This window comes from Burkholderia sp. LFS061, from assembly GCF_047978125.1.
In the GTDB taxonomy this organism is placed as follows: Bacteria; Pseudomonadota; Gammaproteobacteria; order Burkholderiales; family Burkholderiaceae; genus Burkholderia; species Burkholderia pyrrocinia_C.
The window spans coordinates 15,820-28,336 of sequence record NZ_JBFPFS010000034.1 but is presented as its reverse complement, the minus strand read 5'-3'; the positions used below and the strand labels follow the sequence as shown (position 1 = coordinate 28,336).

General features: G+C 66.8%; 8 protein-coding genes and 1 pseudogene. 5 read left to right on the top strand and 4 right to left on the bottom strand.

The annotated features are described in order from the left end of the window. Positions 1-65: 65 nt before the first annotated feature. Positions 66-1,580: an MDR family MFS transporter gene (locus ACNQQL_RS25565; RefSeq protein WP_347066576.1), complete on the bottom strand. Its 1,515-nt coding sequence runs from the start codon at positions 1,578-1,580 to the stop codon at positions 66-68. A 230-nt stretch (positions 1,581-1,810) separates the two neighbouring features. On the opposite strand from ACNQQL_RS25565, the gene ACNQQL_RS25560 reads away from it, so the two are divergent. Beyond that, on the top strand, positions 1,811-3,370 hold the full coding sequence (locus tag ACNQQL_RS25560; RefSeq protein ID WP_347066574.1) for a methyl-accepting chemotaxis protein: 1,560 nt from the start codon (positions 1,811-1,813) through the stop codon (positions 3,368-3,370). 56 nt (positions 3,371-3,426) lie between these two features. Here ACNQQL_RS25560 and ACNQQL_RS25555 read toward each other — a convergent pair whose 3' ends face one another. Both ACNQQL_RS25555 and ACNQQL_RS25550 read right to left on the bottom strand, forming a co-directional pair. Beyond that, a complete protein-coding gene (locus ACNQQL_RS25555) occupies positions 3,427-5,094 on the bottom strand; it encodes an ATP-dependent helicase (RefSeq protein WP_347066572.1) in 1,668 nt (555 codons plus the stop codon). A gap of 97 nt (positions 5,095-5,191) precedes the next feature. Then, on the bottom strand, positions 5,192-6,046 hold the full coding sequence (locus ACNQQL_RS25550; protein ID WP_072443244.1) for a helix-turn-helix domain-containing protein: 855 nt from the start codon (positions 6,044-6,046) through the stop codon (positions 5,192-5,194). A gap of 225 nt (positions 6,047-6,271) precedes the next feature. Here ACNQQL_RS25550 and ACNQQL_RS25545 point away from each other — a divergent pair, with 225 nt between their 5' ends. Together ACNQQL_RS25545 and ACNQQL_RS25540 are read left to right on the top strand one after the other, a co-directional pair. After that, positions 6,272-7,606, top strand: a complete 1,335-nt coding sequence (locus ACNQQL_RS25545) for an FAD-binding oxidoreductase (protein WP_347066570.1) — start codon at positions 6,272-6,274, stop codon at positions 7,604-7,606. 84 nt (positions 7,607-7,690) lie between these two features. Continuing rightward, positions 7,691-8,785 carry a potassium channel family protein gene (locus tag ACNQQL_RS25540; protein WP_072443240.1) on the top strand — a complete coding sequence of 365 codons (1,095 nt, stop codon included), beginning with the start codon at positions 7,691-7,693 and terminating at the stop codon, positions 8,783-8,785. Between the two features lie 106 nt (positions 8,786-8,891). Here the strand turns inward: ACNQQL_RS25540 and ACNQQL_RS25535 are convergent. Further along, positions 8,892-9,067 (bottom strand): annotated as a pseudogene (locus tag ACNQQL_RS25535) (transposase domain-containing protein); the annotation flags it as partial. A gap of 1,130 nt (positions 9,068-10,197) precedes the next feature. Here ACNQQL_RS25535 and ACNQQL_RS25530 point away from each other — a divergent pair. Both ACNQQL_RS25530 and ACNQQL_RS25525 read left to right on the top strand, forming a co-directional pair. Continuing rightward, positions 10,198-11,247: an aminotransferase class I/II-fold pyridoxal phosphate-dependent enzyme gene (locus tag ACNQQL_RS25530; protein WP_347066566.1), complete on the top strand. Its 1,050-nt coding sequence runs from the start codon at positions 10,198-10,200 to the stop codon at positions 11,245-11,247. Between the two features lie 101 nt (positions 11,248-11,348). Then, positions 11,349-12,515, top strand: coding sequence for an FAD-dependent oxidoreductase (locus ACNQQL_RS25525; protein WP_347066564.1), 1,167 nt, complete (start codon positions 11,349-11,351; stop codon positions 12,513-12,515). Positions 12,516-12,517: the final 2 nt, after the last annotated feature.

Here is a 12,517-nt window from a genome sequence, read left to right as displayed (position 1 = left end):
CGAAGGCCTGAAGGCCGCGGCGTGGCGCGCTTCCGGTGCCTGCCGCGGCGCGGCTCGCATGCCGATCAGTTGTGCGTGCGCAGCGGCGCATCCTCGACGAACCACGCGAGTACGAACGCGATCGCGACCACGGTGGCCGCCGCGAGATATACGACGTGCAGCGAGCCCGCGAACGCATGCAGGTACGCGTCGCGCACCGCGTCCGGCAACTGGTGCACGGCACCGGGGCCGTGCGCGGGCGGCAGCTCCGTGCCGGCCGGCAGCGCCCGCAGCATCCGCGCCTGCAGCCCGTGCGAAAACAGTGCGCCGAACGCCGCGACGCCGATCGAGCTGCCGATCGAGCGGAACAGCGTCGCGCCCGATGTCGCGACGCCCATGTGCCGGAACTCGACCGTGTTCTGCACCGCGAGCGTGAGCACGGGCATCACCATCCCGAGGCCGATCCCGAGCAGCGCCATGTACGCGTACATCGTATGCAGCGGCGTATCGAGCGACAGCGTCGACAGCAGCGCCAGCGCGATCCCGCCGATCAGCGTGCCGGCGATCGGAAAGATCCGGTACGAGCCGAGCCGCGAGATCAGCCGGCCGCTGATCACCGACATCGCGAGCATCCCACCCATCATCGGCAGCAACTGCATCCCGGCCTGCGACGGCGTCGAGCCCTTCACGACCTGCAGGTAGAGCGGAATGAACGTGACCGAGCCGAACAGCGCGGTGCCGACCACGAAGCCGATCAGGCTGACCAGCACGAACGTGCGATGACGGAACAGTTCGAGCGGGACGATCGGCTCGGCCGCGAGCCGTTCTTCGTAGATGAACCCGCCGATCGCGACGAGGCCGAGCACGAGCGTCATCCACAGTTGCGGCGACGTCCACGGCAGCAGCGAGCCGCCTTCGCTGGTGAACAGGATCACGCAGGTGAGGGCCGTCGCCAGGAACGTGGCGCCCATGTAGTCGATCCGGTGCTTCACGTGTGCGCTGTGCGGCCGGAACGCGATGCCGATCACCGCGAGCGCGAGAAAACCGAGCGGCAGGTTGATCGTGAAGATCCAGCGCCACGACAGATGCTCGACCAGGAAGCCGCCGAGCAGCGGGCCGACGATCGTCGCGAGGCCGTACACGCCGCCGAACATCCCCTGGTAGCGCGCCCGGCGATCGGGCGGGACCAGATCGCCGATCGCGGCCATCGTGACGACCATCAGGCCACCGCCGCCGAGCCCCTGCAGCGCGCGCAGCACGATCAGCTGCGTCATGTCCTGCGCAACGCCGCACAGCGCCGAGCCCGCGAGGAACAGCACGATCGCGGCCTGCAGCACGATCTTGCGGCCGTACAGGTCGCCGAGCTTGCCGTACAGCGGCAGCACGACGGTGGACGACAGCAGGTACGCGGTGACGACCCACGACAACTGGTCGAGCCCGCCGAGTTCGCCGACGATCGTCGGCAGCGCGGTCGACACGATCGTCTGGTCGAGCGCGGACAGCAGCATGACGAGCAGCAGCGCGGCGACGATCAGCCCGGTCGGCGCGTCGCGGCGGGCCGTCTCGGCGGCCGGCGGAGTAAGGAAGGTGTCGGTTGTCATCGAGATATCTGCCATGGCAGGGAATTGGTCGAAATATAACGACCAGTGATTGACTAGTCAATTTCTGCCCAGCCTCGATATGTTGCAACCGTAACGGGAGATTGCCGGTGCGAAAAATTGATCGGGATCAGACAGAAAGCGGGGCCGGACTCAAGTTTTCTGCAGGCAAACCGTAATCCAGAGTGCCGCGGACCGATTGCCGCGGCACTTTTCATCGCTCACGTGCCGCCATGAACCTGAACGCCCTGTTTTCCCGTTTCTCGATCCGTACGCGGATCTTCTCCACGCTCGGTCTCGTTGCCGCGCTGCTCGTCGTGTCCGGGCTGATCGGCCTCGCCGGGATGCAGAGCTCGAACCACGCGCTCGACGAGGCCTATACGCAGCAACTGGCTGCGAAGACCGCGCTGTCCGCGGCGAGCCTGAACCTGACGATCGTGCGCACGACGCTCGACCGCGCGCTGCTGCATCCGGAAGCAGCGGAAGTGCCCGATCTCGTCAAGAAGGCCGAGGGCTATCTCGCGAAGGCCGACACCGCATGGCGCGGCTACGCGGCGATGCCGCACGACGGCGACGAAGGCCCGCTCGCGAGCCGTCTCGACGCCGCGCGCCAGGCGCTGATCGGGCAGGCGCTGAAGCCGCTGATCGACGCGATCCGCGACGGCCGGCGCGACGAGGCCGACCGCTTGCTGATGCAGGTCGCGCCGCCGCTGTCGGTCGCGCTGACGCAGGCGACCGATGCGCTCGATACGTACCAGGCGGCGCGCGGCAAGGATGTCTACGACACCGCGCAGACCTATTACGGCTGGATGCGCGCCGGCGCGATCGCGGGCATCGCGTTCGGCCTGGCCGCGTGCCTCGGCTGCGCGATCGGCCTGCATTACGCGATCACGCAGCCGGTGAACCGGCTGCTGTCGCATTTCCGCCGCCTGTCGGACGGCGACCTGACGTCGGAAGTGCGCTGGTCGTCGCACGACGAGATGGCCGAACTGGTCGAGGGCGTGACCGGCATGCAGCGCAGCCTCGCGGACACGGTGCGCCAGGTCAGCCAGGGTTCGGAAGCGATCTCGACGGCGACGCACCAGATTGCGGCCGGCAACACCGATCTTTCGCAGCGCACCGAGGAACAGGCGTCCGCGCTGCAGGAGACGGCCGCGAGCATGGAGCAACTGACCGCGACCGTGAAGCAGAACGCCGACCATGCGCTCGAGGCGCAGGCGTGCGCGGACAGCGCGAGCGAGATCGCGACGCGCGGCGCGACGGTGGTCGGCGAGGTGATCGGCACGATGAACGAGATCGACCAGAGCTCGCAGAAGGTCGCAGACATCATCGGCACGATCGAGGGGATCGCGTTCCAGACCAACATCCTCGCGCTGAATGCGGCGGTCGAAGCCGCGCGCGCGGGCGAGCAGGGCCGCGGCTTCGCGGTGGTCGCGGGCGAGGTGCGCACGCTCGCGCAACGCTCGGCGTCCGCCGCGAAGGAAATCCGCACGCTGATCGGCGAATCGGTCGAGCGCGTCGCGAACGGCTCGCGGCTCGTCGGCGTGGCCGGCGCGACGATGCAGGACATCCAGCAGGCGATCGGGCGCGTGACGGGGATCATGACCGAGATCGCGGCCGCGTCGAACGAGCAGCGCGACGGGATCGAGCAGGTGAACCGCGCGGTGTCGCAAATGGACCAGGTGTCGCAGCAGAATGCGGCGCTTGTCGAGCAGGCCGCGGCTGCGGCGTCGTCGCTGGAGGAGCAGGCGGACGGGTTGCGTCGTGCGGTGGGGGCGTTCCGGGTGGCTTGATGGATAACGGGCGGCGACGCGGCGGGCGCTTGCTTGCCGGCCGCCCGCCCGTTGCGTCAACCCGTCGCGAGTTGCCCAGCCGCCCGCGACGACGCGACGATCAGCAGCTTCATCGTCGCGCGCGTCGCGCCGACGAACAGCTTGCGCGCAGCACGCGCGTCGAGCGTGTCGAAGTCGACTTCGGTGAGGATCACGCACGGCGCCGACTGGCCCTTGAAGCGGTAGATCGAATCGAGCAGCACATCGCCCTCGCGATATTCGGGGTTGCCGAACAGGTCGTACTTGCCGGTGAAGCTCTTGACCCGGTGCGGGCCGAGCTGGTCGAGCGGCGCGAGCACCGAGCCTTCGCGGCCGCGATACGACAGCACCGCGATGTCCTGCTTGCGGAAGCCGAGCGACAGCGCGTGCGTGATCGCACGCTTGGTCGCGTCGATGCAGGCTTGCGCCAATGCGTCGCCCGACATGCCTTCTTCCCCGTATGCCGACACCGACGGATCGGACCCGTCGAACGGGCTGCCCGAGCGCAGCTCGGCGGCAAGCGGCTCGATGCGCCCGACGACGTCGCGCACGAAGTCGAGCAGGTCGCGCGGGCTGCGGTAGTTCGTCAGTGCCTTCAGCGTCACCCAGCCAGGCAGCGCGACGGGCTCGCGCATGTACAGGTTCTGCAGCGGATCTTCGAGCCACCACCACGCGCCGTCCGGCGCCAGCAAACGCTCCAGTGCGGCCGCCCACGGCGCATGGAAATCCTGCCCTTCGTCGACGACCAGCACGTCGAAGCGCCAGCGTTCGGCGATCGGCGCCTGTGCGAAGCGCGTCTCGAGGCGCTCGAATTCGCCGGGCACCTGGAAGTCGGGCGTATAGCCGCCGTCGCGCGCGACCCAGTCGCACAGCTGGTGGTAGTTCGCGATCTTCGCGCCGGGCGGCGCGATGCGCGCGATGTAGTCGGCGAGCGGCCGGTTGAAGCACACGTAGAGCACGCGCTTGCCGGCCGCGACCGCATCGCGCATCGCCTGCACCGCGAGCTGCGTCTTGCCCGAGCCGGCCGTGCCGGTGACGCGCAGCCGGAACGGCGCGAATTCGAGCTGGCGCGCCCACGCGGCGAGGCCGCCCGACAGCCGCGTGACGAGCGTGCCGGCCTGCCCGACGAGCGCGCTCGTGTCAGGCGTGAGCGCGAGCTCGTCCGCGAGGAAATGGTGGAGCTTCGGCGCGTTCGGGAGACGTTCGTCGTCCTCGGGCAGGACCTGCAGGATCACCTGCGCGAGCTGCGCCTTGCGCGACGCGTCGACGATGCGGTCGGCCGCGACGCCGGCGATCGATGCCTGCCGGATCGAATAGTCGGGGCAGTACAGCAGCGCCTCGACGCCGTAGACGCCCGCGCCGAGCGCGGCCGTCAGGCGCCGGTGCAGCGTTTCCTGCGTGCGCGCGAGCTGGATCGCGACGTTGCGCTCGGTCTGCAGGTAGACCTTCACGAGCCCCTTCGGCGTTTCGCGCAGGAAGCCGGCCTTCTGCTCGATCAGCAGCACGCGGCCGGCCGGGCTCACGACGACGAACGCGGCTTCGCCGAACACCGAGAAGGCCTGGTCGGCGCGCGTCCAGTGCACGCCGTGATACACGGTGTAGGTGTCGGGCAGCGCGTGTTCGAGCGCGGCGAGCGTTTCGCGCTCGCGTTCGGCCGCGCCGGTCGCGGCGAGGCTTTTCCAGTCGTCGGGAATGAGGCGGGCCATGGAGTCGGGCGGCGTAGGCGTGAACAGGTGCGGCTATTGTACTGAGGAACCTGTTCACGGCCGCACGGACGCTGGCCGTCCGGGAGAGGGACGGAAGCTACCCGCGCGCGAGCCGTTTCGCGAGATCGGCGCTGAGGATCGCCATGCGCGCGGGTTTTTCGTAGCAGACGACGTCGAACGTGCGGATCACTTCGCTGATGTCGACTTCGCTCGCGCGGCCGGTGAGCAGGTCGCCCGTCAGCACGAAAATCGGCGCGCCCGGGTTGTCGGACGTACGCACCGCCTTGATCGCGGTCGCGGCCGTGCCGTCGTCGAACAGCCATTCGGTCAGCACCGCATCGAAAGCCTGGCCCTGCAGCGCGTCGACGAACGGCGCGAGGCCGTCGAACGCGGCCGTCGCGAAACCCTGCCGTTCGAGATAGCGGCACAGCTCGGTCGCGCTGACGCGATCGGGATCGATCACGGCGACGACGAGCTTGTCGCTCTCCGCGCGGCGCGGATAGATTTCGATCTTGTGCACGTCGTACGCGTTCTGGTACAGCACGCCCGTGTGGCGCAGCACGCGCCAGCGGCCGTTCTGTTCGTACGCGACGAACTCGGGGCGCGCGCCGGCTTCGAGCGGCGCGCCGATCCATGCGGTGCACGGAATCTCGGCGACGCCCGCATAAAGTACGGCTTCCTGCGAACAGGCGCCGACCATGCCGGGGTCGAGCGTTTGCGCGCCGAACAGCTGGGCGGCGGGTTCGCCGTACGCTTCGGCGACTTTCTTGATTTGCGCGAGCGTCCAGGGGCTGCTGCCACGCAGCTTACGATGGCCTTGCGAGAAACTCAGGTCGAGGATGCGGCACAGCTCGGTGGTCTGCTGGCGCTTGCCGATGCCGTTGCGGGTCATCAGCTCGCGCACGCGCTCGGCAACCGCGAGGGAATCCGTGGTGATTGCTTCAGTGGTCATGCTACGGGAACGGATCGTGACGTTCAGAACGACGCCTTGCGGCAGTCTCGACGGACAGTCTTCATGACGTCCAGTGGCGAGCCGACCGGCCACGCGCGGAAAAGATAACTTTACCGCAAAATGGGCGTCATTCAGTGTCGCGAAAGGTGCGTTTGTGTGAAAGGTGTGTCACGACGTTACCGCGGCAGCCCGTATCTCGAATGTATTAACGCCCGACAGGAAACAATGACGACAACCTATCCGCTGCACGATGCGTTGACCCGCGCCGAAACGGCGCTTCCGGCCGAAGCCGACGTCGTGATCGCCGGCGCCGGCATCATGGGCTGCGCGGCCGCCTATTACCTGGGCCTGCGCGGCCTGAAGGCCGTCGTGCTCGACAAGTCGCGCATCGCCGGACAGCAGTCGACACGCGCGTGGGGCTTCGTGCGGCAGCAGGGGCGCGAAGCCGCCGAAGTGCCGCTGATGATGGCCGGCATGCGGATCTGGGAAGGGTTAGAGGAAACCCTCGGTTTCGATCTCGAATGGCGGCAGGGCGGCTGTCTCTATATTGCGGACAACGAAACGGACTGGGCGTCGTTCAACGCGTGGCTCTCCGTCGCGCGCGAGCACGGCCTCGATACGCGCACGCTGACGCGCGCGCAGATCGACGAGCGCGTCAGCGGCCTTTCGCCGCAGGCGCGCACGCTCGGCGGGCTGTATACCGCGACCGACGGGCAGGCCGAGCCGCGCCGCGTGGCCGCGGCGTTCGCCGCGCGTGCAACCGAGGCCGGCGCGCGCTTCTTCGAAGGCTGCGGCGTGACGGCGATCGAGACGGCCGGCGGCGCGGTCGTCGGCGTCGCGACCGAGCGCGGCGCGATCCGCACGCGGCGCGTGATCTGCGCGGCCGGCGCGACCAGCTTCCGGCTGCTCGACGGCGTCGGCATCCGGCTGCCGCAGCAGGCCGTGCGCGGCACCTGCATGCGCACCAACGTGGTGCCGCCGGTATCGGCGTCGACGGTGTGGGGGCACGGCCTCGGCATCCGGCAGCGCAAGAACGGCGCGATCAACCTCGCCGACGACATGCAGGTCGACGTCGACCTGACGCTCGGCCACCTGCGCGGGTTGAGCCTGTTCTGGCCGGAGTTCTGGTCGCAGCGCGACAAATTCCGGCTGCACGTGAATTCGGCCGCGTGGCGCGATGTGCTTGCGCGCATCAGCGGCGCGGCCGGGCCGATCGAGCCGCGCGATCCGCAGCCGCAGCCGAATCGCGCGCATGCGCCGCGCGCGCTCGCGAAGCTCAAGGCGATCTTCCCCGCGCTGAAGGATGCGCAGATCGTCGAGGCATGGGCCGGCCTGATCGACGTGCTGCCCGACGGCATTCCGGTGATCGATGCACCGGGCGCGCCGTCGGGGCTCGCGATCGCGACGGGGTTCTGCGGTCACGGTTTCGCGATGGGGCCGATCGTCGGCCGGCTGCTCGCCGAATGGATCGACACGGGTGCGCCGTCGCTCGACCTGTCGGCGTTTCGTGCGCAGCGTTTCGTCGACGGGACGATGGTGCGGCCGCGCAGCATGCTGTAGCGGACGAATCGATGCAATGATGTCGGGCCGGATCGCCGCCTTCCCGTCGTAGAATCGAGCCCGCATCCTTCAGGAGATTCCCCGTTGGCCTCGCCTTCCGCCCAGCGCCGTTCGTTGCGCTCACGCCTGCGTCGCGCCCGCAACCCGTGGCAGGCGCCGCGTGCGCGCATGCTGTTCACGCGTCCCGCGACGTCGCCGCGGCGCACGCTGCTGTTTCGTGTCGGCGCGGTCGCGCTGTTGTGCATGCTCGCGTTCCTCGTGCTGTATCTCGATCGCGACGGCCTGCGCGATTCGACCAAGAGCACGCCGATGACCGTCGCCGATCTCGTGTACTTCACGATGGTCACGGTCGCGACGGTCGGCTACGGCGACATCGTGCCCGTCACCGCGCGTGCCCGCCTGATCGATGCGTTCTTCATCGTGCCGATCCGCATCGTCATATGGTTCATTTTCCTGGGCACGGCGTATCAGTTCGTGATCCAGCGCGTCATCGAGGAATTCCGCATGAAACGCCTGCAAAAGCAATTGTCCGATCACATCGTCGTGTGCGGTTACGGCCTGTCGGGGTCGATCGCCGTGCGCGAGCTGCTCGAGAGCGGCGTCGATGCCGCGACGATCATCGTGATCGATGCGCAGCAGCAGGCGCTCGAGGCCGCGACGTCGCTCGGCGTGACGGGGCTGCTCGGCGATCCCGCGCACGAGGATCTGCTCCAGCAGGCCCAGGTGCGCGCGGCGAAGGCCGTGATCATCTCGGTGACCGACGATCCGACCGCGATCCTGCTGACGCTGTCGGTGCGCAGCATCGCGCCCGACACGAAGATCGTCGTGCGGATCCAGGAGAACCTGTACCAGCGGCAACTGCGGCAGGCCGGTGCGGACGTGATCGTGTCGTCGACGAAGATCGGCGCGTTGCTGCTCGCGGATGCGGTGCACAGCCGCTATATCGTGCCGTTCGTGAACGACATGCTGTCGACGCGCGGGCGCGCGACGCTGATCGAACGCGAGGCGCTGCCGCACGAGATCGGCTGCATGACGAATGTCGTGCCGGGCGCGATCGTGGTCGGGCTCGATCGCTGCGGGAAGATCCAGTCGTTTTATGAAGATCCGCCATGCCGGATCGAGGCGGGGGACACGCTGGTCGTGATTCAGTCGGCGCGGATTCCGGATCCGGATGCTTGAGGATGTTTGTTTTTGTAAAGCATGGATGTTTAGGTATGCGAGCCGTTTGAGACGTCCTGGTCTGGAAGTGGACTTCTTTTAACGACGCCCCTCGGAGTTCGGGGCCGGCGGGCATTACCCAACGCATGAGTGCATGCGTAGCCGTCGACGGTCGTGGCAAGCGGCAACGTTGCGAACAGCCAGGCGAGATAGCGGTGCGGCTCGACATTGTTCGCTTTGCAGGTCTCGACGAGGGAGTACAGGTTGACTGGCCCTCGCGCCGGCGACCGTATCGGAGAACAGTCAGCCCTTTTGCAGCCCACGACGCGCGAACGTGACCGGGGGGCTGCGCGAAGGCAACGATCGAGAACTACGGACATGCCTGTTGGCGCCGAGCGCCGAGGCCAATGCGGGAAAGAAGTGAATCGTTTGACGGTGTCAATCATGCTGTTTGAATCGAATTTCAAGTCAATTGCCTGTTATTTATCGCAGGGCTTGTCGAATTGTAATTTCGCCATGCAGGATTGAAAACAAACTCAAATCAAATCCCCTAAATATTGAGTTTAATGTTCGCGCTCGTGCGCGCGACATGAAGATTAATAATGAGATTGACTTTGAAAACGCTGTGTACTACCTTGTCGTCTCGATGAGTTTGCAGTTCAATAAGATTTAAAATATCGCCAGAGGGTCGCTTCATTATTGCAATGTTCCGTTGAAGAACTCCCGGAGTCTATCGGTCGGCGTTTTGGTGCGCGCCGTTCTGGTGTGCATTTCCCGTTTTTCAATTCGCTAAACAGAGCAGGGGCCGGTGACCGGGCAACGCAGTTTGTGGCTTGCTGGTACCGGTTCACTCATAAAAAATTATTCAAAAAACAATAATCTGAGAGATATCAAAAGCAAAATTGCCGGGTGATGTGACACTGACATCATCGATAAGCACGATTCCACGGAGCGCTGGTGAGTGCCTGACGTCTTGCCGGTATCTTGTTTTGTTGCAAACGCGCTTTCGTCAGAATGCGTCGTAAAACGATCGAATCCGAAATTTTTATTGCGCGAAAGTTGCCGACGCAAAGCAAACAAGGCACCTCTGTATGAGGTGCTGGCGGGGTCGATGCGCCAGTTGCAAATGAATAAGAGATGGAAGGGGCTTTGCACCGATGTGTATTCGTATCCGTGTTCATCGAAATATCCCGTGTTTTTCTGTGGCAGCGAGGCGCCGGGGCGTGCACGGCGTCACCTGTGGCCGGACGCACGGGCACCGCGGCGCGCATGTCCATTGAACCGAACTTCGGGAAGAGAGGGGCCCAGTGACTCATTCGCTTGATTCATTTGCAGAGCAAAAGCTCGCGGAACTGAGCGCAGCGAACTTGCGTCGCGTCCTCACGGAAACGGATCGAAGTGAAGGGATCTGGATTCGCCGGGACGGACGCCGGTTGCTTTCGTTCTCGTGCAACGACTACCTCAATCTCACCCAGCATCCGGCGGTGAAGGAAGCGGCGATCGCCGCGATTCGCCGCTATGGGGCCGGTGCCGGCGCGTCGCGGCTCGTGACGGGCAATCACCCGTTGTTCGCCGATCTCGAAGCGCGGCTCGCCGGCCTGATGGGTACGGAGGCCGCCTGCGTGTTCGGCTCGGGCTACCTCGCCAACTCGGGCATCGTTCCGGCCCTCGTCGGCAAGGAGGACCTGATCCTCGTCGACGAACTTGCGCACGGCTGCCTGTGGGCGGGCGCGCAGTTGTCGCGCGGCCGGACCGTCGCGTTCCGGCATAACGACCTCGCCCACGTCGAGGCGCTGCTGGACGAGCACCGGCGCGCACATGGCAAAGCGATCCTGTTGACCGATGGCGTGTTCTCGCAGGACGGCGACATCGCGCCGCTCGAGGCGCTGGTCGCGCTTGGCGATCGTTTCGACACATGGGTGATGTCCGACGACGCGCACGGCATCGGTGTGGTGGGGCAAGGGCGCGGCGCGACCTTCGCGACCGGGCGCGACGCGCGCGTACCCCTGAAGATGGGCACGCTAGGCAAGGCGGTGGGCAGCTACGGCGGCTACCTGGCGGCGTCGGCCCCGGTGATCGACCTGATCCGCAACCGCGCGCGTACCTATGGGCTGACGACGGGCCAACCCCCGGCGACGGTCGCGGCGACCATCGCATCGCTCGAGATCATCGCGACCGATCCGGCGCTGGTCGGACGGCCGCTCGCGAAAGCGAAGGCGTTCGCGGCGTCGCTGGGCATCCCGGAGCCGCAGACGCCGATCGTGCCGATCATCATCGGCGACGAGAGGGCCACGCTGGACGCATCGCGCATGCTTGCCGACGAAGGCTTCTTCGTGACCGCGATCCGTCCGCCCACGGTGCCGCGCGGCACGGCCCGCCTGCGCGTCCTGATCACCGCGGGCCATCCCGACGACGAGATCGAGCGCCTCGCGACGGTGATCCGGCAGCGCGTTGCGCGCGCGGACGCGCCGGCCGGCAGCTGATCATCCGCAGTAGTGCGTGCGGCGGGCGCGGCGCGCCCGGCAGTGCTGCTTCCTGTCGGCCGCCTCGGGGTCGCGTGGAGCGACCGATTCATGGAGAAGACATGAGGGTATCTGGAGAGAAGGGGCACGCGCTCGTCATAGGCGCGGGCGTGGCCGGCCTGACGACAGCGCTGTGCCTGCACGCGCACGGCATCCGCGTGACGGTCGTCGGCGAGAAATTCGCGCCGAACATCACGTCCGTGGTGGCCGGCGCCCTGTGGGAATGGCCGCCCGCCGTCTGCGGCTATCACGACGACGAGGTTTCGCTGGGGCGCTCGAAGCACTGGTGCATGGTGTCGTTCCGCAAGTTCGAGACGCTCGCGGCCGATCCGGCGACGGGCGTCTACATCCGCCCGGTCAATTTCTATTTCCGCAACAGGATCGAGGAGCACGCGCTCCATCTCGAGAAGATGAACGAGATCCGCGAGCACGTGCCGGGCTTCCGGCGCGACCCGTCGCTGATCCGCGAGAACGGCGTGAATCCGGACATCGGACTCGTCGACGCGTATTGCCATCTCGCGCCGATGGTCGATACGGACGTCTACATGGCCTGGCTGCTGGGCCAGGTGATCGCAAAGGGCATCCGGGTCATCCAGCAGCGGATCGAAGGCGACCTGCAGGCGAACGAGGCGCGCCTGAAGGCGGACTTCGGCGTCGATGCGATCGTCAACTGCGCGGGCCTCGGGGCGGCCGAGCTGAGCGGCGAGCCGATGTATCCGCTGCGCGGCGCCGTGATCCGCCTAGTGAACGACGGCAGCAAGATGCCGCGCCTTGATCAGGCGCACTGCGTGTCTCATGACCACGTGACGGGCGTCGACGAGATCGTGTTCCTCGTGCCGCGCGGCGAGGACCGTATCGTGCTCGGCGCGATCGCGGAAGCCGACGAATGGAGTACCGACATCGGGTTCGACAATCACGAGCCGATCCGGCGGATGTACCGGCGTGGCATCGAGTTCATGCCCGCACTCGCGAACGTCGAGATCGATCCGGGCGAGCCGGTGCGGGCCGGGCTGCGGCCGTTCAGGCACGGCAACGTGCGGCTCGAAGCCGTGCCGGGCACGCACATCCTGCACAACTACGCGCACGGTGGGGCCGGTGTGACGTTGTCGTGGGGATGCGCGCTCGAGGCTGCGGAACGGGTCGAGCAGATGCTGTCGGCCGGGTCGGTCGGCATCGAGCAGGATGGCCGTCGGGGCGCGCGCGCCGACGACGTGCCGGCCGGGGCTTGATC

What these genes read in the sequence shown, in the direction of transcription:
- ACNQQL_RS25565 (WP_347066576.1), bottom strand. Translation starts at nt 1,580, where the DNA reads ATGACAACCGACACCTTCCTTACTCCGCCGGCCGCCGAGACGGCCCGC.
- ACNQQL_RS25560 (WP_347066574.1), top strand. Translation starts at nt 1,811, where the DNA reads ATGAACCTGAACGCCCTGTTTTCCCGTTTCTCGATCCGTACGCGGATC.
- ACNQQL_RS25555 (WP_347066572.1), bottom strand. Translation starts at nt 5,094, where the DNA reads ATGGCCCGCCTCATTCCCGACGACTGGAAAAGCCTCGCCGCGACCGGC.
- ACNQQL_RS25550 (WP_072443244.1), bottom strand. Translation starts at nt 6,046, where the DNA reads ATGACCACTGAAGCAATCACCACGGATTCCCTCGCGGTTGCCGAGCGC.
- ACNQQL_RS25545 (WP_347066570.1), top strand. Translation starts at nt 6,272, where the DNA reads ATGACGACAACCTATCCGCTGCACGATGCGTTGACCCGCGCCGAAACG.
- ACNQQL_RS25525 (WP_347066564.1), top strand. Translation starts at nt 11,349, where the DNA reads ATGAGGGTATCTGGAGAGAAGGGGCACGCGCTCGTCATAGGCGCGGGC.